This is a genomic window from Shimia sp. FJ5 (assembly GCF_032918335.1).
Taxonomy (GTDB): domain Bacteria; phylum Pseudomonadota; class Alphaproteobacteria; order Rhodobacterales; family Rhodobacteraceae; genus Shimia; species Shimia aestuarii_A.
The window spans coordinates 996,711-1,019,653 of the sequence record NZ_JAWJUV010000001.1 but is presented as its reverse complement, the minus strand read 5'-3'; the positions used below and the strand labels follow the sequence as shown (position 1 = coordinate 1,019,653).

Here is a 22,943-nt window from a genome sequence, read left to right as displayed (position 1 = left end):
TGCCTTGTTCTCACATTGTATGAGATCAAAAGGAGAACATTTCAATAGAAATTTATGCAAAACAACTTTTGCCGGAACCGGTTAAGGAGTAGTTTACAAGCAGAAAAAACGAATAATTGAGTGATTTGAGGCGTATAGATGCTTGTCTTTTGGAACGAGAAACTCGTCTTCCTGTCGGTTCCCAAGACGGGAACAACAGCGATTGAAAAGGCGCTTGCGCCGCGGGCGGCGATGGTGATCTCGAATCCCCCCGAACTCAAGCACGCGCCGGTCTATCGCTATAACCGGTTTTTCCGCCCCATGTTCGAGAAGGCCTGTCGCGAGGAAAACATGGAAACCATGGCGGTGATGCGCGAACCGATAAGCTGGCTCGGGAGCTGGTATCGTTATCGCCAACGCGATTTTCTCAAGGGGAAGGCCAATTCGACCTTCGGCAAGAGCTTTGACGAGTTCGTCGATGCCTATTGCAAGGGCGACAAGCCCCCCTTTGCCAATGTCGGCAGCCAAGCGAAATTCCTCGAACCGCGCCCCAATGGCACCAAGGTCACGCATCTGTTCCGCTACGAGGATCAGGACCGGATCATCGGGTTCCTCGAAGATCGCCTCAACACCAAGATCTCGCTCGGACAGGAAAACGTCTCGCCGCGCATGGCGCTTGAGATTTCGCCCAAGGTCGAGGCCAAGCTGCGCCGAAAATGCGCCGAGGAATTCGAACTTTACGAGAGTATTTCCTGAGTCTCCGGCATCGGCTCGGGCGGCGCGGGTCGTGGCAGGTCCGGTGGCGTGTCCGGCACCGGCTCGGGCAACTGCGCCAGCACCAGGCTCGTAAGGTCGGTGAGCGAGAACGGCTTGGGCAGAAAGACCGACTGCGAGATTCGCGCCTGCTTGTCGGCAAAGCTCTCCTCGGCATATCCCGACATGAAAACGACCTTCACGTGTGGCCGCGACTTGCGCGCCTTGGCGACCCAGCTTGGCCCGTCCATGCCCGGCATGACCACGTCCGACACAAACAGATCGATCACCAGATCGGGATCGTCGAGCAGCTCCAGCGCCTCTTCGCCCGACCCGGCCTCGAGCACGGTAAGCCCGCGCAGGCGCAAGGCACGCGAGGCAAAGCTGCGCACCGGGGCCTCGTCCTCGACCAAAAGCACAACACCACCCTTCGGCGCTGCGATCCGGGTATCCTGCCCACTTGGTTTTTGCGGGATGGCAGCATCGTAGAGGTCATGTTTGGGGAAGATCAGGGTAAAGCACGTCCCCGCCCCCGCCTCGCTATCAACAAAGATGTAGCCGCCGGTCTGTTTCACGATGCCATAGGCCGTCGACAGACCAAGCCCAGTCCCCTCGCCCGTGCGCTTGGTGGTAAAGAAGGGTTCGAACACCTTCTGAAGCTTGTCGGGCGGGATGCCGACGCCCTCATCCTTGACCCGGACACAGACATAGTCCCCCGGCGGCACCGTGGCACGGTCGCGTTCGAGCGGATCGCGCAGGCGCAGCCGTTCGGTCTGGATCGTGACCTCGCCGCCGTCGGGCATGGCGTCGCGCGCGTTGACCACGAGGTTCATCAACACCTGCTCAAGCTGGCGCTTGTCGGCGCGCACGGCTTCAAGCTTTGGGTCGTGAATGAGGCTAAGGCGGACCTTCTCGCCCACGAGCCGATTGAGCAGATGCGTCAGATCGGCCAGCGTGTCGCGCAGGTCAAGCACCTCGGGGCGCAGGTTCTGCTTTCTCGAAAAGGCCAGAAGCTGCCCGACAAGCGCCGCCGCACGGTTGGTGTTCTGGTTGATCTGCATAAGGTCGCCGTAGTCCGGGTCGCCCTGATCGTGTCGCAGCAAGAGAAGATCGCAATGCCCCGAAATCGCGGTCAGCAGATTGTTGAAATCATGCGCAACCCCCCCGGCAAGCTGCCCGATGGCCTGCATTTTCTGGCTCTGGACGAATTGCGCCTCGAGTGATTTCAGCTCGGTCGCGTCGCTTAGGACGGCGATGAGCACGATCTCCCCCTCTTCGACCGCGCGGCTCAGGTTGACCTGAACAAAGACCTCGCGGTCCTTGCGCGTCAGGCGCAGGAATTCCGAATGATGCTTGCCATGGCCCGCCGCCGCCTCGGCGAGCCAGTCCTGGATCGACCGACCAAGCCCCTCCATCAGGGTTGAAATCTCCGTGTCGCGACCGGCCGGAAGGTGCACCAAGTCGCGCGCCGCGCGGTTGGCGCTGCGCACCCGACCATCAACAGCGATCTTCAACAGCGCCACAGGAAGGCCCTCGAACTGCGCCTCGCCGCCCGCCGGGGTTGGCGCGTCGGTCGGCAAGAGATAGATCTCGCGGCGTCCGGCCCCGATGGAGAATTCGGCCACGAGGCAATGCTGGCCGCCGCGTTCTGTCACCACGGTATTGATCTCGCCGACCCGTGGACCATCGTCGCCAAAAACATCGCGCAGCGCGGTGCGCCGCCCGCCGATCACATCGCGCGCCGCGGCATTCATGAACAGGATCGCACCCTTGGCGCTTACGGTGAGCATCGGCAGGCGCGGCACCCCGGCGCTTTCCCGCTCGGCAAGCGATACCTCGCGCGCGATCTGCCATTGAAAATACCCCTTGGGAAGCCGCGTGACATGAAGGTCAAGCCGCCCATCACGGCGCGGAATCGCCTCTTGCGCGCTGCCGTCCTGCGCGGCGCGTTGCAAAAGAGTTGCGACAAGTGCCTCGGCATCGGCCACCTCACGCTCAAGGCAAGCCGCGAGCGTCCCGGCCCCATTGGCCGAGGTCGTACCAGCGCGGTTCGCGGCGAGGACGTCACCGCTGCGATTGCTTAGGTATTGTTGGTGCGGGCCAAGCGCCACCATCGCGCCAAGCGCCTCGGACAGAAGCCGTGCCGTGCGACGACGCCACCGCCCCACGACCCAACTCAGCCCACCGGCGCAAAGGATGACAAGACCACCGACCGCCAAGATCAAACGCAACTCGTCATGGACGAGGAGCGCTGCACAGAGAAACAGCGCCGCCGCCAGGCCCCAGAGCAATCCCGAACGCACTTCACGACGCACGACCTGCGTCTCGCAACCAGAGTCCAGTGCCGTAAGCGCCACCGCGGCCCTCCTATGCCAATCCTTGCCCAAGCATCAGGCGAAAAGATTAACACCGGATTAAGCTGAAAACTACTTAAAGTTGAAATCTATGATCGACAATCACGCTCGACGCAACTGCGCAACAAAGAAGCCGTCACAGCCATCGGCCAGCGTCCAGTGTCGCGAGAGGTCAAGCTGCCAATCCGGGTGGTCCGCAAGGAAGGCATCGACCTGCGCGCTATTTTCTTCAGGCAAGAGCGAACAGGTCGCATAGACGAGCCGCCCCCCCTCGGACACCAGCCCCGCTGCCTCCCGAAGGATCGCCGCCTGCACCGGCAAAAGCGCCGCGAGATCGGCTTTGGAAAACCGCCATTTCGAATCCGGTGTGCGTCGCCATGTGCCACTCCCGGAACACGGCACATCGCAGAACACGAGGTCATAAGGCGCCTTGGCCCGCACATCCGGCACCTCAAGACAGGCCACAGTCACCCCGGCCCGTTTGGCGCGGTCTGGCAGGTCGCGCATCCGCCGCGGCTCAATATCATGGGCAAAGAACATGCCCTGACAGCGCCCTGCCATGGCCAGCGTCTTGCCCCCGCCCCCGGCGCAATAGTCGAGCACGCGCGCACCATCCGACAGGGAAAGCGCGGCAATCGCCGCTTGGCTCGATGCGTCCTGCAATTCCACCAGACCGTCGCGATAGGCCGCGCTTTGCGCCACGCGCCGCGCGCCTTCCGTGACTTCGAGCGCGGTCTCGGCCAGCGGCGAGGTGACGGTCTCGATCCCGTCTTTCTGCAATGCTATGGCGGCTTTTTGCGGTGTCGTCTTGCGCAGGTTCACGCGCAGAAAGACCGGGGCACGATGGCGCATGGCCTCCGCATTGGCTGCGAAATCCTCTCCGAGCGCCGCTTCCAAGCGCGGGATGATCCAGTCCGGCAAATCCGGCACATCGCTGGCCGCAGTGAAGATCATTTCTGCGCCTTCGAGCGGTGCCGGGGCATAGGGCGCGCCGGTAAACAGAGTCGCCGGGTCCACGCCTTTCGCGCGAAGCAGCCCGATCATTAACTGGCGTCCGCTGGTACCACCACCGAGGCTGGCCGCCCGCCATTTTTGCCGCAACACGTCATAGACATGATCGCGCACGGCCGCCCGGTCCTTGGACCCGGCAAAGCGCGACGCGCGCGCCCAACGGGTCAGAACCTGCTCGGCAGGGGCCCCTGCGAGGATCTCGTCAAGGCACTCTGCCGCCGTCTGAACCCGTGCCGCCGGTGTCATCAGCCGATCCGGTAGTTCGGGCTCTCGCGGGTGATCTGCACGTCATGCACGTGGCTTTCCTTGAGGCCCGCGCCGGTGATCTTCACGAACTGAGCGTTCTTGCGCATGTCTTCCACGGTGGCATTGCCGGTATAGCCCATCGCTGCGCGCAGACCGCCGACAAGTTGGTGGATGACCGCACCCGCCGCGCCTTTATAAGGCACTTGCCCTTCGATCCCTTCCGGCACAAGCTTGTCGCTCGCCGCGTCTTTCTGAAAGTAGCGATCCGCCGAGCCGCGCGCCATGGCACCAAGGCTGCCCATGCCGCGATAGGATTTGAACGAGCGGCCCTGATAAAGGATGACCTCGCCCGGGCTTTCGTCGGTGCCCGCGATCATCGAGCCGACCATGGCACAGGACGCGCCCGCCGCGATGGCCTTGGCAAAATCGCCCGAGAACTTGATACCGCCGTCGGCGATCACCGGCGTGTCACCGGCCGCCCCGGCGCAATCCATGATCGCAGTAAGCTGTGGCACTCCAACGCCCGCCACCATCCGCGTGGTACAGATCGAGCCCGGCCCGATGCCGACCTTGACCGCATCCGCGCCCGCATCAATGAGCGCCTTGGTGGCCTCTGCGGTCGCCACGTTGCCCGCGATCACCTGCACGGCATTCGATTGCGCCTTGATCCGTTTCACCGCTTCGATGACGCCCGCAGAATGGCCATGCGCCGTGTCGACGACAACGATATCCACGCCCGCATCGACGAGCTGCTCGGAGCGTGCGAACCCGCTATCGCCAACCGACGAGGCCGCGGCGACACGCAAGCGCCCAAGATCATCCTTACAGGCTGTGGGGTTCAGAACCGCCTGTTCCGTGTCCTTGAGCGTCAATAGCCCGGTGAGCTTGCCCTTGCCGTCGGTGACCAGAAGTTTCTCGATGCGACGCGCACGCATCAGGCTCTTAGCCTCTTCGCGGTCCGCCGGTTCCTGAAGCATGGCGAGGTTTTCGGAGGTCATCACCGCGCTGACCGGCATTTCGTCCGACGTCGCAAACCGCATGTCGCGGTTGGTCACGATGCCGACCACATGGCCCTTTTCGTCGACCACCGGGAAACCGGTAAAGTTATACCGCTCCACCAAGGCCTTGGCGTCACCAATGGTCTGATCGCGGCGCAGGGTCACGGGGTTGTAGACGATGCCGGACTCAAACCGTTTGACCCGCCGCACTTCGCGCGCCTGCGTCTCGGCGTCGAGGTTCTTGTGGATCACCCCCATGCCGCCCGCCTGTGCCATGGCAATCGCCATGCGCGACTCGGTCACCGTATCCATGGCCGAACTCAGAAGCGGGATATTGAGCGCGATGCTCTTGGTCACGCGCGTCCGCGTATCCGCCGTCGTCGGCAGCACTTCGGACGCCGCCGGAACAAGAAGCACATCGTCAAAGGTAAGGGCCTCACGAATCTTCATCACACATCTCCTAGGATGACCTCGTTTGGCGCTTCCCTATTACATGGCTGGACCCCGTGCGAAACCCCCAATTTCACCACGCGCCGCAATCCAGCAGGTTCTGACGCCCCGCGCAGCCGCCACATTGTGCACCGAACAGGCAGACGTGCCGCAAGCGGACAAGATCATGCCGCACCTTGCCTTTCCCGTCGCGCCACGCCAGTTATTCTGACATGCGCGCGAACAAGGAAAACAGGTAGCATGACGATGAGCGACCAGAGCAGCGATCCCCTCGTGATCTTCACCCCCTCGGGCAAACGCGGACATTTCCCGGTCGGCACGCCCGTATTGACCGCTGCGCGACAGCTCGGGGTCGATCTTGATTCCGTGTGTGGCGGTCGCGGCATCTGCTCCAAATGCCAGATCACCCCCTCCTATGGCGAGTTCTCCAAACATGGCGTGACCGTCAAGGACGATGCACTTTCGGAATGGAACGCCGTCGAACAACGCTATGACGACAAACGCGGCCTCGCCAAGGGCCGGCGTCTGGGATGTCAGGCGACGGTGCAAGGCGACGTGGTGATTGACGTGCCCCCCGAAAGCCAGGTGCACCGCCAGGTCGTGCGCAAGGCCGCCTCTGCGCGCGAAATCATCATGGATCCCGCGACGCATCTCTATTTTGTCGAGGTTGATGAGCCCGACATGCACGAGCCCACCGGCGATTTCGAACGGCTCGAGCGTGCGCTGCGCGAACAATGGCAGATCGAAGAGATTTCCGCTGACCTCACCCTGCTCTCGCGTCTGCAAGAAGTGCTGCGCCGGGGCAAATGGTCGGCGACCGTCGCGCTGCATCAATCCCATAAGGACGAGATCCCGAAACTGGTCGAGATATGGCCCGGTCTGACCGAAGACCGTATCTATGGCCTCGCCATCGACCTCGGTTCGACCACCATCGCCGCGCATCTCTGTGATCTGCGCAACGGCGAGGTCAAGGTCTCATCCGGCGTCATGAACCCGCAGATTCGCTTTGGCGAAGACCTGATGAGCCGGGTTTCCTACGCGATGATGAACCCCGGCGGCGAGGTCGAGATGACCACCGCCGTGCGCACCGCGATCAATGGCCTCACGGAATCCATCGCCACCGAGGCCGGCATCCGACCGTTCCAGATCCTTGAAACGGTCTTTGTCTGCAACCCGGTGATGCATCACCTTCTCATGGGGATGAACCCGGTCGAGCTTGGCCAGGCGCCCTTTGCGCTGGTGACCTCGGAATCGATGTCCCTGCCCGCCCGCGACCTTGACCTCACCGCGATGAACCCCAACGCACAGGTCTATGTCCTGCCCTGCATCGCGGGCCATGTCGGGGCCGACGCCGCCGCCGTGACGCTTGCCGAAGCGCCGGACAAATCCGAAGACCTCGTGCTTGTCGTCGATGTCGGCACCAACGCGGAAATTCAACTTGGCAACAAGAGCCGCGTCCTTGCCTGCTCCTCGCCCACTGGCCCGGCTTTCGAGGGCGCACAAATCTCCTCAGGCCAGCGCGCCGCCCCCGGCGCCATCGAGCGGATTGAAATCAACCCCGAGACCAAGGAACCCCGCTTCCGCGTCATCGGCTCTGACCTCTGGTCGGACGAGGACGGCTTTGACCTCGCCATCGCCACCACCGGCATCACCGGAATCTGTGGCTCTGGCATCATCGAGGCCGTCGCCGAAATGCGAATGGCCGGGCTTCTCGACTCGCGCGGCCTCATCGGGTCTGCCGCGCAGACCGGCACCGAGCGATCCGTCCCCGAGGGGCGCACCCATGCCTACCTGATCCATGACGGCACCGCCGAAGGCGGCCCCAAGATCATGGTGACCCAAGGCGATATCCGCGCCATTCAACTTGCCAAATCCGCGCTTTACGCTGGCGCGCGCCTCCTGATGGACGAGATGGGCGTGGATAAGGTCGACCGCGTGGTCCTCGCCGGCGCGTTCGGCGCACATATCTCGACCAAACACGCCATGGTGCTTGGCATGATCCCCGATGCGCCGCTCGACAAGGTGACCTCGGCGGGCAACGCTGCGGGCACCGGCGCGCGGATCGCGCTCTGCAATGTCGGCGCGCGGCGCGAGATCGAGACCACGGTGCGCAAGATCACCAAGGTCGAGACCGCGATCGAGCCAAAATTCCAAGAGCATTTCGTCAACGCCAACGCCATCCCGCATGCCACCGATCCCTTCCCGGAGCTGGCCAAGGTGGTGACCCTCGCCGATCTCGACTTCAATACGGGCGGCGGCGGTGAAGGCGGCGGGCGTCGTCGGCGGCGCCGGGGCTAAGGCGCACCACCGCGATACGGACGCAATACCGACGTGATACCGACGTTGGTTTTTCGTCCATTTCGCTTGACGCGCCCCGGCGGTTTGACTACCTCAGCGGTCGAGCGCGGGTATGGTGAAAAGGTATCACGCGAGCTTCCCAAGCTTAAGTTACGGGTTCGATTCCCGTTACCCGCTCCATCGCTTCCCTAGCCTTTTCGACAGGTCCGGATATAGTCCAACAGCGCCGCTGTGGACCCGCTCGCCCCTTGCGGCAGCGCCCCGCCCTCAACCGCCGGGATCAGCCCGCCTGCAAGCTCTTTGCCAAGCTCGACACCCCATTGATCATAGGGGTTGAGACCAAGGATCACGCCCTCGACAAACACCCGATGCTCATAAAGCGCGATGATCTGGCCAAGGACAAACGGGGTCAGTTTCGGATAGAGCAACGTGGTCGAGGGGCGGTTGCCTGAAAAGACCTTGTGCGGCGCGAGCGCCTCCGCCTCATCTTCACTCTTTCCCTTATCCATCAACTGTTTACGCGCCACTTCCAAACTCCGCCCCTGCAACAGGGCCTCGGACTGCGCAAGGCAATTTGCCACCAGCGCATCATGATGCGCCTGTAGCTCCGGTTCGTGCCCCTCGGCCCCAAGCAGAAACTCGCAAGGCACAATATCGCGGCCTTGATGGATCAATTGGAAAAAGGCGTGCTGTCCGTTCGTGCCCGGCTCACCCCAGACGACCGGCCCACCGCCATGCGGCAATGGGGTGCCATCCGTCCCGACGCTCTTGCCGTTCGATTCCATCTCAAGCTGTTGAAGATAGGCCGGAAGCCGCGCCAACCGTTGCTCATAGGGAATCACCGCGCGAGTCGCATAGCAACAGAATTTCTGATGCCAAAGCCCCACCAGCGCGAGCAGGACCGGCAGGTTCTCCGCCAAGGGCGCAGAGGCGAAATGCGCATCCATCGCAGCCCCCCCCTTGAGGAATGCCTCCCAATCCTCTTCCCCCACCGCCAACATCACAGCAAGCCCGATCGGGCTCCAGACCGAATAGCGTCCACCGATGTATTCGCCAAAGCCAAAGACGTTTTCGTCTTTGATTCCAAAGCGTTTCGTCTCGTCCAATGCGGTCGAAAGCGCCACAAACCGATCCAGCGGCGCGTCACAGCCTGCCGCCATCCAGCGCAGCGCCGTGCGCGCATTCATCATCGTCTCGAGCGTCGTAAAGGTCTTGGAGGCGACGATCACAAGGGTTGTTTCGGGATCAAGCGGTTGCAATGTGTCATGGATATCGGCGCCATCCACGTTCGACACGAAATGACACCGCGGCCCATCCGCATAGGGCGCAAGCGCCTGCGCCACCATGGCCGGGCCAAGGTCTGAGCCACCGATACCGATATTGACCACATCGGTGATCCGCGTGCCTCCTCCGGGCCACTCCCCGCTCCGCACGGCGTTCACGAACCGGACAAGCCGGTCATGCGTTGCCCGCGCCTCGGCGATGACGTCGTGATCCTCAAGCAGGATCGCGCCGTCCGGTGCACCTGCCGCCATGGCCCGCAACGCGGTGTGCAACACTGCCCGATCCTCCGTGCGGTTGATGCGGACACCACTCATCATCGCCTCGCGCCGCGCCACCACACCTGCCTCTTCCGCGAGCTTCAGGAGCGTTGCAAGACATTCTACATCAAGGTTCGTCTTGGAGAAATCAAAGTGCAGCCCGTCCACATCAAGGGAGAACGCCTCTGCCCGCGTCGGGTCTGCGAACAACACTTCAGAGATCGAGCGTGTCTTGACCTTGCCGTGCAATGCTTGAAGTTTTGCCCACATATCTTTGTTTTACAAACCTTATTCTGACCAGTGTATCTTCGCATCCTGCAAGATGACCCGGATCGGTGCCTCTTGCGGCGGCAAATGCCGTGCCGCCTCGATCGCGTTGCGTTTTTGTGCCCCGGTGATCAAGACATGTTTGGAAAGCGCCCCATCAAGAATCCGCGCCGAAAGCGACAAGCGCGTTTCCTCAAGGTCTGCACGACGGATCGGCACAAGGATCGGCGCCTTGGCCGCAAGCGCCTCTTCCAGCCCGTCCGCGCCGGGAAAAAGCGATGCCGTATGCATATCATCCCCCATCCCCAGAATGGCGACGGCAAGCGGCAGTTCCGGCGCGATCATTGATTCCAACTCGGCCAGAACCTCTTCTGGTTCATGCGCCGGGGTATAGAGCGGCAGGAACCGGGCCTTCGCCGCACGATCCACAAGAAGCCGATCCTTGATCAGGCGCGCATTGGAGCGCGGGCTGTCTTCCTCCACCCAACGCTCATCCGTTGGCACCACGTCGACCCGCGCCCAGTCGATATCTGCCGCACAGAGCGCATCAAAAACAGGCCCCGGCGTCGTCCCGCCCGGCACAGCAAGGCAGACCCGCTTTTCATGGTGAAGCGCCTCGGCAAGTTCATCTGCGATCTGGTTGGCAACGTCGATCGCCATCATATCGCGGTCGGAATAGGGTGTGATCTTCATGGATGGATCCCCCGCCATTCGCGCCGATCCCGCCGCGTGAGTTGCACCGCGCCATCCGGCCCTGTGGTAAAGGCGTCATAGGGTTTCGGCACGTCACCGCGCGATTCCCAGCCGCGGATGATCGGATCGGTCCAGGCCCAAGCCGCTTCAACCTCGTCATTGCGCATGAAGAGCGTCTGATTGCCCCGGATCACATCGAGGATCAGCCGTTCATAGGCATCCGGCGCATCGGCCCCATCCCCAAGCGCCTCGGCAAAGCTCATGTCGAGCGGTACGTCAATCAGGCGCATGCCCCCCGGCCCCGGCTCTTTGATGGTCACATCAAGGGTGATACCCTCATTGGGCTGAAGCTGGATCGTAAGCTCGTTATTGTGCCGCCCGGCATCGGGGCCAAAAATCGAATGCGGCGCGTCTTTGAACACCACGGTGATTTCGGAAGAGCGCGTCTTGAGGCGCTTGCCCGTGCGCAGGTAGAACGGCGTCCCCGCCCATCGCCAATTGCTCACATGGCATTTCAAGGCGATGAAACTCTCGGTCTTGGAGCGTTCATTCTCAACATCTTCGCGGTAGCCCGGCACACCATCGGCAGCCGTATACTGCCCGCGCACGATATGGTGTGGCTCTACCGGGTCGAGCGCGCGGATCACCTTGAGCTTTTCGTCGCGCACGGCGTCGGGGTCGAATTTCGCAGGCGGCTCCATCGCGATGAGACAGAGAAGCTGCATCATGTGGTTCTGCATCATATCGCGCATCGCGCCCGCGTTCTCGTAATAGGCCGCGCGGCCACCAACCCCGACCGTCTCGGCCACGGTGATCTGGATATGGTCGATATATTGCGCGTTCCAAAGCGGCTCGAAAAGCATATTGCCAAATCGCACCGCCATCAGGTTCTGGACCGTTTCCTTGCCGAGGTAGTGGTCGATCCGGTAGATCTGGCTTTCGCCGAAATGCCGGGTCAGCACCGCGTTGAGCGCCCGCGCTGTCTCGAGGTCATGGCCAAAGGGCTTCTCGACCACGATCCGTGAATGCTCATCCGCGAGCCCATGCGTCTTGAGATTGGCGGCGAGGTCGGCAAAAAGGCTCGGCCCCACCGAGAAATAGAAGGCCCGCACACGCCCCGGCACCATCTTTTCCTTAAGTGGCTGCCAGCCTGTCTCTCCGCGCGCATCAAGCGCGACATAGTCGATCCGATCAAGGAACCCCTCGAGCGTTCGACCGCCGCGCGCAACGCCCGCCTCCTTGAGTGCGACGCGCACCACCTCGAGATACTCCTCGCGGCTCAACGCGCTCCGCGACGCACCAATCAGGCGCGATTCGCCCGGCATCTGTCCGGCACAAAAGCGTTTGAACAGCGCCGGAAGGATCTTGCGCCGCGCCAAATCGCCTGTGCCACCAAAGATGACAAGGTCGAAAACCTCTACCGGGACAGTGCGTGGGGCCATGAATCCATTTCATCCTGTGCAGTCCGCAGCAACGCTCAGGCGCGGCTTTGGCGTGTTCTTCAACTCTAACAGCCTTATGCTGCATCACAACTATGTCACTGATGGGGAAACCTGTTTCAACGCCAATGCTTGGTTGCTAGCACTATTGTGAGTGAGGAAAGGTAGGCACGATGAAAGACCAAGCAAACCTCGGAAAATTCGCGGATCCCCATGTCACGGCGGATGGAGACACCCGCGCACATGTCCCCCTAAGCCGCCCCGAGACGCTCTGGTTCAATACCGGCACGCTCTGCAATATCGAATGCGAGAACTGCTATATTCTCTCGTCACCGACCAATGACGCGCTGGTGTATCTGCGCAGCGACGAGATGCGCCCCTATCTTGACGAACTGGAAGAGCGCGACTGGAAAGTGCGCGAAATCGGCTTTACCGGCGGCGAGCCCTTCATGAACCCCGACATGATCGACATGGCGCGCATGGCGCTCGAACGGGGCTATGACGTGTTGATCCTGACCAATGCCATGCTGCCGATGATGCGCCCGCATGTGAAAGCGGGCCTTCTCGAGCTGCACAAAGATTTCGGCGACAAGCTCACGCTGCGAATTTCGCTGGATCACTGGAGCGAGGAAAACCACGACGCGGTGCGCGGCGTTGGCGGGTTCAAGCGCACGCTTGAGGGCATGTACTGGCTGCGCGACAACGGGCTGCGCATGACCGTGGCTGGCCGCACGATCTGGGAAGAAAGTGAGGCCGAGTCGCGGGCTGCCTATGGCCGTCTTTTTGCAGAGCACGGTTTCGCAATTGACGCGATGCACCCCGGTGAAACGGTGCTTTTCCCTGAAATGGATGAAAGCGTCGAGGTGCCCGAGATTACTACAGCCTGCTGGGGCATCCTTGGCAAAGCGCCGGAAGACGTCATGTGCGCCTCGTCACGTATGGTCGTCAAACGCAAGGGCGCGGCGTCCCCTGCGGTCATTGCCTGCACGCTCCTGCCTTATGAGCCAGAGTTCGAAATGGGACGGACGCTTGAAGAGGCCGAAGCACCCGTGCAACTCAACCACCCCCATTGCGCCAAATTCTGCGTCCTTGGTGGCGCCAGCTGTTCCGCCTGACGCTGCGCTGTTTGTCCGGCTGTAGCTTGCCCCGAAATCTGGTGGCTGCTATAAGCATGACAACAATATGAAGAGCGCCAGACAGAAGCGAGCCGTTACGTGAGCGATACACCGGAAACCCCTGAAAACGAAGAAGAAACCGGCCACGCGTACATGCCGCATGATGGCCCCTCGATCACGATCGAGGAGGAAATGCGCAGTTCGTATCTCGACTACGCCATGAGCGTGATCGTGAGCCGTGCGATTCCCGACCTCCGCGACGGTCTGAAACCGGTGCACCGGCGCATCCTTTACGCCATGCACGAGACCAATAACGCGCATGACAAACCCTATCGCAAATCGGCCCGCCCGGTCGGCGATGTCATGGGTAAATACCACCCCCATGGCGACAGCGCGATCTACGACGCCCTTGTGCGCATGGCGCAGGATTTCTCCATGTCGCTGCCGCTTCTCGACGGTCAGGGCAACTTCGGCTCCATGGACGGCGACAACGCCGCTGCCATGCGCTACACCGAGGTCCGCATGGACAAGCCCTCGGCCTTTCTTCTGGCCGATATCGACAAGGACACCGTCGATTTTCAGGACAACTATGACGGCAAGGACCGTGAACCGACGGTCCTTCCGGCGCGTTTCCCCAATATGCTCGTCAATGGCGCGGGCGGTATCGCCGTCGGCATGGCAACGAATATCCCGCCGCATAACCTTGGCGAAGTCTGTGACGCAACGCTGGCCCTGATCGAAGAGCCGGACCTGACGAGCGAAGACCTGATCGAGTATATCCCGGGGCCTGATTTCCCAACCGGTGGGATTCTCCTTGGCCGCTCCGGTGCGCGTAAGGCGTACCTCGAGGGGCGCGGAAGCGTCATCATCCGCTCCAAGACCCATGTCGAGGAAATCCGCAAGGATCGCTACGCCATCGTCATCGACGAGATCCCCTATCAGGTGAACAAGGCCGCGATGATCGAAAAGATCGCCGAACAGGTGCGCGACAAAAAGATCGAGGGCGTCGCCCATGTGCAGGATGAATCCGACCGTGTCGGCGTGCGCGTGGTGGTCGAACTCAAACGCGATGCCACGCCGGATGTGGTTCTGAACCAGTTGTTCCGCTTCACGCCGATGCAGACCTCCTTTGGCTGCAACATGCTGGCGCTCAACGGTGGCCGCCCGGAACAGCTCACGCTGCGCCGCTTCCTTACCTCCTTCATCGACTTCCGCGAGGATGTCGTCGCCCGGCGCACCGCCTATGACCTGCGCAAGGCGCGCGAACGCAGCCATGTGCTCTGTGGTCTCGCCGTCGCGGTTTCCAACGTCGACGAGGTCGTTGCCACGATCCGTTCTTCGGCGGACGCCGCAGAAGCGCGCCAAAAGCTGATGACCCGGCGCTGGCCGGCGGCAGATATCGCCGCCTATATCCGTCTCATCGACGATCCGACCCATACGATGAACGACGACGGCACCTATAACCTCTCCGAGACGCAGGCCCGCGCGATCCTCGAACTGCGCCTGCAACGCCTGACCCAGATCGGCGTCAAGGAGGTCACGGACGAACTTGAAGAACTGGCAGGTAAGATCAAGGAATACCTTGAGATTCTCGGGTCTCGCGAACGGATCATGGGGCTGATTGCCGATGAACTTCGTGAGGTGAAAACTCAATTCGCCGTGCCGCGTCGCACCGAGATCGTCGACTGGTCTGGCGACATGGAAGACGAAGACCTGATCGAGCGCGAGGATATGGTCGTGACCGTGACCTCCGGCGGCTATATCAAGCGCACCCCGCTCGCCGATTTCCGCGCCCAGAAACGCGGCGGCAAGGGGCTCTCGGGCGGCACGCTCAAGGATGATGATGTTGTGACGACGCTATTTGTCGCCAACACCCATACCCAGCTCCTCTTCTTCACCACCGAGGGCATGGTCTACAAGCTCAAGACTTGGCGCCTGCCGCTCGGCGGGCGAACCTCCAAGGGCAAGGCGATCGTAAATATCCTGCCGATCCCACAGGGCGTCTCCATCGCTGCGATCATGCCCGTGGATGTGCCGGAAGATGACTGGTCTGACCTGCAAATCGTGTTCGCCACCTCGGCGGGCAACGTGCGCCGAAACGCACTGTCGGATTTCACCAACGTCATGCGCAACGGCAAGATCGCGATGAAGCTCCCCGAGGGGATCGAGCTCGTGAACGCGCGGATCTGTAGCGAAGACGATGATGTGATGCTGGTGACGCAATCGGGCCGCGCAATCCGCTTCCCGACAACCGAAGTGCGCGTCTTCAAGGGCCGCGATTCGACCGGTGTACGCGGGATTCGCCTTGCCGAAGAGGATCGCGTGGTTTCCATGTCGGTGATCCGTCACTTCGAGGCGAGCGCGGATGAACGCGCCGCCTACCTCAAGATGCGCCGCGCCGTGGCCGGTGTAACAGAGGACGAAGGCGACGAGGATGATATCGCCGTCGAGGGCGCGATCAGCCCGGAACGCTATGCCGAAATGTCTGCCGCAGAGAACCTGATCCTGACCATCACATCCGGCGGCGCGGGCAAGCTCTCGTCGAGCCATGACTACCCGGTTCGCGGCCGTGGTGGCCAAGGTGTGGCGGCGATGGATAAGGCGATGCGCGGCGGCGTCCTCGTGGCGTCCTTCCCGGTCGAGCTTGTCGACCAGATCATGCTTGCAACCTCCACCGGCCAATCAATCCGCGTTCCCGTCGAAGGCATCTCCTTCCGCTCGCGCTCGGCTGGCGGCGTGCGCGTCTTCAACACCAGCAAGGGCGAAGAAGTCGTCTCGGTGGCTTGGATCGCGGAACAGGGCGACGACGAGGATGGCGACGCAGAAAGCTGATCGCCGCATCCGGCCGACAGAGACATTGGAAAAAGCGGTCACATCGTTGTGGCCGCTTTTTTCGTTTTCCGGAGAATTTTCAGAGATCTTTTCGCATTTTGGCCCCATTCCGCCCACATTTGCGTGATGGAACAGAGGGTGGAGTTCCACGCCCTCTCGCACCGGGGCTTGTCTCGCACCAAAGGATCGGCCGGAAAGACAGACTATGCACATGCGCGCCCAGGCGAATAAACCCTCGTTTCAGATCAAGGATCGCTTGATGCGTGTGCTGGTGGCCTCTTATCTGATGGCGGCGAGCGTCGGCATTGCCCCCGGCCCCGACCTTGTGCCGATCTTTGCGCAATTCATGCCCCTCACATGGGCGACGATGGCCGGCACGGCGATGCTGTTCCTTCTCGCCTATGCGATGATGGCGGGGATATGGCTCCGGATCACCATTCTGGCGCTTGCGATCATCCATGTCGGCTCAAGCTTCATGGAGAATTTCATCTTCGCCCAATCCCCCGATCTCGGGACCATGTGGCAGGATGTGGTGGTGCTCTGCGCATTGATGCAAAGTCTGATCCACCTCACCAACCGGGAATTGCGCGCCTCTTCCATTGTGCGTCGCAAGAAACATGTGCGCCGACTCGAGGCGGGCGATCCGCTTGGCCGGCTGCGGCCCGATGGTCTGCCCGAACGTGTGCAGACCCCACCGTTGACCACGCCGCCCAAGCCGAAACCCGAGAAAGCCAAAACGCCCGCGCCGCAGAAGACGGCGCAGGACGACGATATCGTCAATATCTTCGCCTGATCCGGTCAGAGGCCGTAAAGCGCGGTGAATTTCGTCTCAAGATAAGACAAGAGCGGCTCTGGCGACGGGACCATACCGCTGGCGTCTTCGATGGTTTGCGCCGGGGTCTTCAGCCCACCGTGCCGCTGTACATTCTCGCGCAGCCACGCCGTCGCAGCCCCGGTATCCCCCTTGGCCAGACGCGCATCAAGGTCCGGCACGTCCCGCCGCAGCGCCTCATGCAGGCAGCCCGCGTAGACATTGCCAAGGCTGTAGGTCGGGAAATACCCGAAAAGGCCCACCGACCAATGCACATCCTGCAAGACCCCGTTTGAGGGCTTATCGACGCGATAGCCGAAATCCGCTTCAAACCGGTCATTCCACGCCGCTTCGAGATCGTCCACCTCAAGATCGCCGCCCATCAGCCCACGCTCCAGGTCGAAGCGCAGCATAACATGCAGGTTATATTGCACCTCGTCGGCCTCGGTGCGGATATAGCCGCGATGCACCGCGTTGACCGCCCGACAGAAGGCATCGGCATCCGCAACACCAATATCGCCAAACACCGCACGCATCTCGTCAAAAAGCCAGCCGGTAAAGGCGCGGCTGCGACCAAGCTGGTTCTCGTAAATGCGGCTTTGGCTCTCATGTACCCCCATCGAGACCCCCTGCCCAAGCGGCGTCAGCGCATAGGCATCATCAATCCCCTGCTCATAGCAGGCATGACCGACTTCATGGATCGTCGAGTAGAAACAGTTGAACGGATCGTCCGCGCTGGTGCGGGTGGTGATGCGCACGTCATGGCCAGAGCCGGAAGAGAACGGATGCACCGCCTTGTCGATCCGCCCCATGTTCAGGTCATAACCGAATTGCTCGGCAAGGCGGCGGGTCAACGCCATCTGGGCGTCTTCTGGAAAAGCACCGCGAAGCTTTGGTCCCGGCCCCTTCTCGAGCACCGCCGCCCGCAATGCAACGAGACGCGGGCGCATGGCGTCGAACATTGCCTGCAACGTGGCCGCCTTCATCTCCGGCTCATAGTCGTCGATCATCGCGTCATAGACATCGCCGCCATCTGCGAGCGCCTGCCCTTCCTCACGCTTGAGCCGCACAACCTCTTTCAGAACCGGCAGGAACGCCGCCACATCCTCTGCGGCGCGCGCTTCGGCCCATTGCCCCTGTGCCCGACTCGTGACCCGCGCGATCTCAGTCGCGAGCGCCGCCGGCACCTTGCGCGCGCGGTCATAGGATTTGCGGATATGGCGCATCTGCGCCTGACCAACCGCATCAAGCGTTGCGTCTTCGATCTGACCGAGCCACGCGCCAAGGCGCGGATCGGTGCGCCGGGCGTGCAACACGCTCTGCATCGCCGCCATTTCTTCGGCCCGCTGCCCGGCCGAGCCGCGCGCCATCATGGTTTCCTGATCCCAACCGAGCCGACCGGCCACCTGCCCCAACGCCTCGGTCTGCTGTTGGAACGCCATCAACTCATCATATGCAGTCATCGGTTAGCCTTCTCGGATAGAACGTGTGACGGGGTAATGCGACAGGAACCGTGCCCGCAGGATCAGCACCCAGACCACGACCGCCATCACCTGATGCACAATCGCGATATGGACCGGCGCCGCATAAAGCACCGTCGCAATCCCAAGCACGACTTGCACAAGGATCGCCGCAATGACCGTATTGAAGGCAAATTGCGTCCCCGCATGGGCCGAGGCCCGCCCCCGACGCCAGACGACCACTGCAAAGATCAGGAACAGATAGCCCCAGATACGGTGAATAAATTGCACAAGGCCCGGATTTTCAAAGAAGTTCTTCCAAAGCGGCTCGATCATGAAGGGTTTGGGCGGAATGACCTGCCCGCCCATGAGCGGCCAATCGGTATAGGACCGCCCCGCGTCGATCCCGGCAACCAGCGCGCCAAGGATGATCTGCACGAAGGCCGCATGCAAAAGACCGGTGGAGAGCGAGAACAGCTTCGCCTCCTTGCCCCGCCGCGCCTGCATCAGGTCACGCTCTTCGCGCCCAAGCAGGAAGACATACCATGCAATGAAGCCGAGAATGATGAACGCGAGGCCTAGATGCGTCGCAAGCCGATAGGATGCGACCGAGGTCATGCCCTCGCCCGATGTCACGCCCGAGGCAACCATCCACCAGCCCACGGCCCCCTGTAGCCCGCCAAGCGCCCCAATGAGGAACAAACGCCCGGTCCACCCGGTCGGAATCTTACGCGCAAGGGCAAAGCCCGCAAAGCCAAGCGCCCAGACAAGACCGATCACGCGACCGATCTGACGATGCCCCCACTCCCACCAATATATTTGTTTGAAATCTGCAAGAGTCATCCATTGATTCTGGATCTGCCACTGATCTATTTGTTTGTATTTATCAAACTCTGCCTGCCACGCGGCCTCGTTCATCGGCGGCATAGCCCCAGTGACGGGGCGCCATTCGGTGATCGAAAGCCCGCTATCGGTCAACCGCGTGAGCCCCCCGACTGCGATCATCACCACGACCATCGCAAACAACACCATCAGCCACGCTCGAATGCCGCGCCGCGCGCCGCGATGGCCTTTGTCGATCACGCCAACCGCTTTTGAGCTAGACGGGCTGCCGCTGTCGTTCACGTCTTCGAAAATGCTGCGTTTCTGGCTCATCCTGGCGTCCTTGTCCCAGTTCTGCTGAGGAGATCACGGGGGGAGATTAGGGCGGCCCCCGCCCGCCTTCAAGGCGTGGCGCGCGGTTTAGTCGCCGCGTTCCTTCCAGCGCACCATTTGCCGCATGATGCCATGCAGCATCTGCACATCCGCCCGGGTGAGGCGCATCCGGCTCCACATGTTGCGCAGGTTGATCTTCATGCCCTCGGCCTTCTCCGGCGGGAAAAAGAACCCAGCAGTCTCGAGCCGGTCTTCGTAGTGGGTCTGAAGTGCCGCCATCTCGGCATGGCTGGCCCACTCGGTCTTGGCCATATCGACGTGCTCCGGTGCGGCATCGGTCACGCCGCGCTGCCATTCATAGGCTGTCAGCAGCACACATTGCGCAAGGTTGAGCGAGGCAAACTCCGGGTTCACCGGCACGTTGATGATCGCATTGGCCCGCGCGATATCGTCGTTCTCAAGCCCTGCGCGCTCCGGCCCGAACAATACGGCAACCTTTTCGCCCGCGGCGATCTTCTCATGCGCCATCTGCATCGCGCGCTCCGGCGTCACCACCGGCTTGGTGAGGCCCCGCGCCCGCGCCGTCGTGGCAAAGACATAGTGGCAATCCTCAAGCGCCTCATCCGTTGACGCACAGAGCCGCGCCTCGTCAAGAAGCCGCCCCGCGCCCGAGGCCATGGCGATCGCCTTCTGGTTCGGCCAGCCATCGCGCGGCGCCACGACGCGCATCCGGTCGAGGCCGAAATTCCACATCGCCCGCGCCGCGCCGCCGATATTCTCGCCCATCTGGGGGCGCACGAGCACGAAGGCAGGCTGGGGTGTCGGGCTGGGCATCGTCATCTCCATGAAAAATCCCTCCGCTCTTAGCCCTGCCCCGTTTGAGAGACAACCCGCCCGCTCTTCCTCTTGCCGCAAATGTCCCCGCCGGAGGCCTCCAATCTCTTGCACAAAGCCTCCCAAGATGCGCTCCAAAGACATAGCCAAGCTTCGTTTTCCACGGTATAGCATCGGGATGACTGCCAAGAACGGAGCCCGAAGATGGCCGAAACCGAGCTTCCCCAAATCTACCTCATCACGCCGCCCGAATTCGAACTCGGCCGGTTCCCGGATCAGCTTGCCCGCACCCTCGATTCCACCGAGATCGCCTGCGTCCGCTTGGCGCTTGCGACGCGTGATGAAGATCGGATTTCCCGTGCCGCCGACGCCCTGCGCGAAGTCACCCATGCCCGCGACGTGGCACTGGTGATTGCCGAGCATGTGATGCTTGCAGAACGGCTCGGTCTTGACGGGGTACACCTGACGGATGCGGCCCGTTCCGTGCGCAAGGTGCGCAAGGATCTCGGCGATGATGCCATCGTCGGCGCCTTCTGTGGCACCTCGCGTCATGACGGCATGAACGCGGGCGAAGCGGGGGCGGATTACGTCTCTTTCGGACCCGTCGGCGCAACGCCGCTCGGCGACGGAAGTCGCGCCGAACATGAACTGTTCGAATGGTGGTCGATGATGATCGAACTGCCCGTGGTCGCAGAAGGCGCGCTTGATCTCGAGATGATCCGCACCCTCGCGCCGGTCACGGATTTCTTCGGCATTGGCGAGGAAATCTGGCGCGCGGATGACCCGGTGGCCCAGCTTACCGCCTTTCGCGACGCGTTCGGCTAACCCCCAAGAAGGGCGCGCGCGACATGGCCCATGACTCGGATATCCTCTGCATCGGCTCCGTCCTCTGGGACGTGATCGGACGCACGCAAGTGCATATGCGCAAAGGCGGCGACGTGCCGGGCCGTATTATCCGTCTGCCTGGCGGCGTGGCGATGAACATCGCCATGACCCTGTCGCGCTTTGGACTGCGCCCCGGTCTGCTGACGGCGATTGGCCGCGACCGCGAGGGCGAAGAGCTTCTGGCGGCGGCGCGGGGCATGAACATGGTGACGGATCATGTCTATCGCTCCGATGACTTGCCGACGGATCAATATATGGCCATCGAGGGCGCCAACGGCCTCGTCGCCGCGATTGCCGATGCCCATTCCCTCGAGGCCGCAGGTGACAGGATCCTGCGCCCGCTCGCCAACGGCATACTTGCCAGCCCCGAGGCCCCCTATCCCGGCTTGATCGCGCTTGATGGCAACCTGACGCTGGCGCTTCTTGAGAAGATCGCCACCGATCCGCTTTTTGCCCGCGCCGACCTGCGCGTCGCACCCGCGAGCCCCGGCAAGGCAACCCGCCTCCTGCCTTTCCTGACCCACGGGCGCGGCATGCTCTATGTCAATCTCGAAGAGGCGGGCCTGCTCTGCGAAGCGGCGTTCGAGACCTCCGAGGAGGCCGCCAATGCTCTCGTGCGCCGTGGTGCGGAACGGGCCCTTGTGACGGACGGCGGGAACCCCGCCTCTGACGCCACGGCGCAAGGCGTGGTGAGTCAAACCCCGCAGGATGTGCTTGTGACCCGCGTCACTGGCGCAGGTGATACCTTCATGGCCGCCCATATCGCCGCCGAAGCCTCGGGCAGCGACCGCACCCAAGCGCTCGACCGCGCCCTCACGGCAGCGGCGCATTACGTGTCTGGAGGCGACGCCAAATGATCCCTCTCACCTTCTCCGCCGACGTATCCGAGGCGCGCGCGACCGGTGCGCCGATCGTCGCGCTTGAAAGCACCATCATCACCCACGGCATGCCCTGGCCGCAGAACCTCGAAATGGCCCAAAGCGTCGAGGCCGAAATCCGTGCCCATGGCGCAACCCCGGCGACAATCGCCGTGATCGACGGCACGCTGCATATCGGCCTCGAGGCGGATGCGCTTGAAACCCTCGCCCGCACCGAACACGCCGCCAAGCTCTCGCGCGCCGATCTCGCCGTTTGCATGGCCGAGGGTGGCACGGGCGCGACCACCGTCGCCGCGACCATGATCGCCGCGCATTATGCCGGGATAGACGTTTTCGCCACCGGTGGCATCGGCGGTGTGCATCAGGGCGCGGAGACAAGTTTCGACATTTCCGCTGATCTCTCGGAACTCGCCCAAACCCCCGTCAGCGTGGTGTGCGCTGGGGCCAAGGCCATTCTCGACCTGCCAAAGACGCTCGAAGTGCTGGAAACAAACGGCGTGCCTGTAATCGCCTATGGGCAGGACAGCTTTCCCGCCTTCTGGTCCGCCACCTCGCCGCTGCCTGCGCCTTTGCGCATGGATGACCCGGCGACGATGGCCCGCGCGCACCTCATGCGCGCCGCCCTTGGCCTTCCCGGCGGGCAGTTGATCGCCAACCCGATCCCGCAGGCGGATGAAATCCCGGCCGAGACCATGGCCCCCCTGATCGCCAAGGCGAACGCCGAGGCCGCCGCCCAAGGCATCACCGGCAAAGCCGTGACACCCTTCCTGCTCTCGCGCCTGTTCGACCTCACCGAAGGGCGCTCTCTCGAGGCCAATATCGCGCTCGTGCTGAACAACGCCCGGCTTGCGGCGATAATCGCCCGCGAAATCACCACTCTGCGGAAAAGAGCAGCACCAGAAGCGCTCAGCCGTTGATCCTGCCCGCAACACCGCCTAATTATG

General features: G+C 62.2%; 17 protein-coding genes and 1 tRNA gene. 9 read left to right on the top strand and 9 right to left on the bottom strand.

The features are described from left to right. Window positions 1–138 precede the first annotated feature (138 nt). Window positions 139–735 (top strand): gamma-glutamyl kinase, encoded by a 597-nt coding sequence (locus R1W01_RS05120; RefSeq protein WP_243612861.1) that lies wholly within the window; start codon window positions 139–141, stop codon window positions 733–735. On the opposite strand, the gene R1W01_RS05115 is transcribed toward R1W01_RS05120, so the two are convergent. The 3 genes from R1W01_RS05115 to guaB form a co-directional block, all read right to left on the bottom strand. Beyond that, entirely contained in the window at window positions 717–3,089 is a 2,373-nt protein-coding gene (locus tag R1W01_RS05115; RefSeq protein ID WP_297759119.1) for an ATP-binding protein, read from the bottom strand. The genes R1W01_RS05120 and R1W01_RS05115 overlap by 19 nt on opposite strands. 99 nt (window positions 3,090–3,188) lie before the next feature. Continuing rightward, window positions 3,189–4,343 (bottom strand): RsmB/NOP family class I SAM-dependent RNA methyltransferase, encoded by a 1,155-nt coding sequence (locus R1W01_RS05110; protein WP_297759122.1) that lies wholly within the window; start codon window positions 4,341–4,343, stop codon window positions 3,189–3,191. After that, entirely contained in the window at window positions 4,343–5,791 is a 1,449-nt protein-coding gene (gene guaB, locus R1W01_RS05105) for an IMP dehydrogenase (RefSeq protein ID WP_243612864.1), read from the bottom strand. Before guaB ends, R1W01_RS05110 begins: the two co-directional genes overlap by 1 nt. A 246-nt stretch (window positions 5,792–6,037) precedes the next feature. On the opposite strand from guaB, the gene R1W01_RS05100 reads away from it, so the two are divergent. Together R1W01_RS05100 and R1W01_RS05095 are read left to right on the top strand one after the other, a co-directional pair. Then, window positions 6,038–8,089: an ASKHA domain-containing protein gene (locus R1W01_RS05100; RefSeq protein ID WP_243612898.1), complete on the top strand. Its 2,052-nt coding sequence runs from the start codon at window positions 6,038–6,040 to the stop codon at window positions 8,087–8,089. Between the two features lie 106 nt (window positions 8,090–8,195). Continuing rightward, window positions 8,196–8,269: transfer RNA gene (locus tag R1W01_RS05095), tRNA-Gly, on the top strand. An 8-nt stretch (window positions 8,270–8,277) separates the two neighbouring features. Here the strand turns inward: R1W01_RS05095 and pgi are convergent. Genes pgi through zwf form a run of 3 tightly spaced genes read right to left on the bottom strand, consistent with a single transcriptional unit; the run spans window position 8,278 to window position 12,032 of the window. After that, window positions 8,278–9,900: a glucose-6-phosphate isomerase gene (pgi, locus tag R1W01_RS05090; protein ID WP_297759125.1), complete on the bottom strand. Its 1,623-nt coding sequence runs from the start codon at window positions 9,898–9,900 to the stop codon at window positions 8,278–8,280. Between the two features lie 18 nt (window positions 9,901–9,918). After that, window positions 9,919–10,590 (bottom strand): 6-phosphogluconolactonase, encoded by a 672-nt coding sequence (gene pgl, locus R1W01_RS05085; RefSeq protein ID WP_243612866.1) that lies wholly within the window; start codon window positions 10,588–10,590, stop codon window positions 9,919–9,921. Next, window positions 10,587–12,032 (bottom strand): glucose-6-phosphate dehydrogenase, encoded by a 1,446-nt coding sequence (gene zwf / locus R1W01_RS05080; RefSeq protein WP_243612867.1) that lies wholly within the window; start codon window positions 12,030–12,032, stop codon window positions 10,587–10,589. The genes pgl and zwf overlap by 4 nt, the downstream gene beginning before the upstream one ends. A 170-nt stretch (window positions 12,033–12,202) precedes the next feature. On the opposite strand from zwf, the gene R1W01_RS05075 reads away from it, so the two are divergent. The 3 genes from R1W01_RS05075 (at window position 12,203) to R1W01_RS05065 (ending at window position 16,769) form a co-directional block, all read left to right on the top strand. Further along, window positions 12,203–13,144 carry a radical SAM protein gene (locus R1W01_RS05075; RefSeq protein WP_297759130.1) on the top strand — a complete coding sequence of 314 codons (942 nt, stop codon included), beginning with the start codon at window positions 12,203–12,205 and terminating at the stop codon, window positions 13,142–13,144. A 99-nt stretch (window positions 13,145–13,243) separates the two neighbouring features. Then, window positions 13,244–15,976, top strand: coding sequence for a DNA gyrase subunit A (gyrA, locus tag R1W01_RS05070; protein ID WP_297759134.1), 2,733 nt, complete (start codon window positions 13,244–13,246; stop codon window positions 15,974–15,976). Between the two features lie 259 nt (window positions 15,977–16,235). Then, a complete protein-coding gene (locus R1W01_RS05065; protein ID WP_243612871.1) occupies window positions 16,236–16,769 on the top strand; it encodes a hypothetical protein in 534 nt (177 codons plus the stop codon). Between the two features lie 5 nt (window positions 16,770–16,774). On the opposite strand, the gene R1W01_RS05060 is transcribed toward R1W01_RS05065, so the two are convergent. The 3 genes from R1W01_RS05060 to R1W01_RS05050 form a co-directional block, all read right to left on the bottom strand. After that, a complete protein-coding gene (locus R1W01_RS05060) occupies window positions 16,775–18,250 on the bottom strand; it encodes a carboxypeptidase M32 (protein WP_297759139.1) in 1,476 nt (491 codons plus the stop codon). Between the two features lie 3 nt (window positions 18,251–18,253). Next, on the bottom strand, window positions 18,254–19,402 hold the full coding sequence (gene ctaA, locus R1W01_RS05055) for a heme A synthase (RefSeq protein WP_297759142.1): 1,149 nt from the start codon (window positions 19,400–19,402) through the stop codon (window positions 18,254–18,256). A gap of 87 nt (window positions 19,403–19,489) precedes the next feature. Beyond that, window positions 19,490–20,236: an RNA methyltransferase gene (locus tag R1W01_RS05050; RefSeq protein ID WP_297759187.1), complete on the bottom strand. Its 747-nt coding sequence runs from the start codon at window positions 20,234–20,236 to the stop codon at window positions 19,490–19,492. A gap of 204 nt (window positions 20,237–20,440) precedes the next feature. Between R1W01_RS05050 and R1W01_RS05045 the strand changes: the two genes are divergently transcribed. The 3 genes from R1W01_RS05045 to R1W01_RS05035 are packed head-to-tail and all read left to right on the top strand — an operon-like array spanning window position 20,441 to window position 22,916. Then, on the top strand, window positions 20,441–21,061 hold the full coding sequence (locus R1W01_RS05045) for a thiamine phosphate synthase (protein WP_297759145.1): 621 nt from the start codon (window positions 20,441–20,443) through the stop codon (window positions 21,059–21,061). Window positions 21,062–21,084: 23 nt separating this feature from the next. After that, window positions 21,085–21,978, top strand: coding sequence for a PfkB family carbohydrate kinase (locus R1W01_RS05040; protein ID WP_297759147.1), 894 nt, complete (start codon window positions 21,085–21,087; stop codon window positions 21,976–21,978). Next, the gene (locus R1W01_RS05035) at window positions 21,975–22,916 is read left to right on the top strand and encodes a pseudouridine-5'-phosphate glycosidase (protein ID WP_297759150.1); all 942 of its coding nucleotides are present in this window, start codon (window positions 21,975–21,977) and stop codon (window positions 22,914–22,916) included. The genes R1W01_RS05040 and R1W01_RS05035 overlap by 4 nt, the downstream gene beginning before the upstream one ends. Window positions 22,917–22,943 lie beyond the last annotated feature (27 nt).

Excerpts from the sequence above, each read along its gene's own strand:
- R1W01_RS05040 (WP_297759147.1), top strand. The coding sequence starts at position 21,085 with ATGGCCCATGACTCGGATATCCTCTGCATCGGCTCCGTCCTCTGGGAC.
- R1W01_RS05065 (WP_243612871.1), top strand. The coding sequence starts at position 16,236 with ATGCGTGTGCTGGTGGCCTCTTATCTGATGGCGGCGAGCGTCGGCATT.
- R1W01_RS05075 (WP_297759130.1), top strand. The coding sequence starts at position 12,203 with ATGAAAGACCAAGCAAACCTCGGAAAATTCGCGGATCCCCATGTCACG.
- R1W01_RS05050 (WP_297759187.1), bottom strand. The coding sequence starts at position 20,236 with ATGCCCAGCCCGACACCCCAGCCTGCCTTCGTGCTCGTGCGCCCCCAG.
- pgi (WP_297759125.1), bottom strand. The coding sequence starts at position 9,900 with ATGTGGGCAAAACTTCAAGCATTGCACGGCAAGGTCAAGACACGCTCG.
- pgl (WP_243612866.1), bottom strand. The coding sequence starts at position 10,590 with ATGAAGATCACACCCTATTCCGACCGCGATATGATGGCGATCGACGTT.
- zwf (WP_243612867.1), bottom strand. The coding sequence starts at position 12,032 with ATGGCCCCACGCACTGTCCCGGTAGAGGTTTTCGACCTTGTCATCTTT.
- R1W01_RS05045 (WP_297759145.1), top strand. The coding sequence starts at position 20,441 with ATGGCCGAAACCGAGCTTCCCCAAATCTACCTCATCACGCCGCCCGAA.
- ctaA (WP_297759142.1), bottom strand. The coding sequence starts at position 19,402 with ATGAGCCAGAAACGCAGCATTTTCGAAGACGTGAACGACAGCGGCAGC.
- guaB (WP_243612864.1), bottom strand. The coding sequence starts at position 5,791 with ATGAAGATTCGTGAGGCCCTTACCTTTGACGATGTGCTTCTTGTTCCG.
- R1W01_RS05110 (WP_297759122.1), bottom strand. The coding sequence starts at position 4,343 with ATGACACCGGCGGCACGGGTTCAGACGGCGGCAGAGTGCCTTGACGAG.
- R1W01_RS05100 (WP_243612898.1), top strand. The coding sequence starts at position 6,038 with ATGAGCGACCAGAGCAGCGATCCCCTCGTGATCTTCACCCCCTCGGGC.
- R1W01_RS05035 (WP_297759150.1), top strand. The coding sequence starts at position 21,975 with ATGATCCCTCTCACCTTCTCCGCCGACGTATCCGAGGCGCGCGCGACC.
- R1W01_RS05060 (WP_297759139.1), bottom strand. The coding sequence starts at position 18,250 with ATGACTGCATATGATGAGTTGATGGCGTTCCAACAGCAGACCGAGGCG.
- R1W01_RS05120 (WP_243612861.1), top strand. The coding sequence starts at position 139 with ATGCTTGTCTTTTGGAACGAGAAACTCGTCTTCCTGTCGGTTCCCAAG.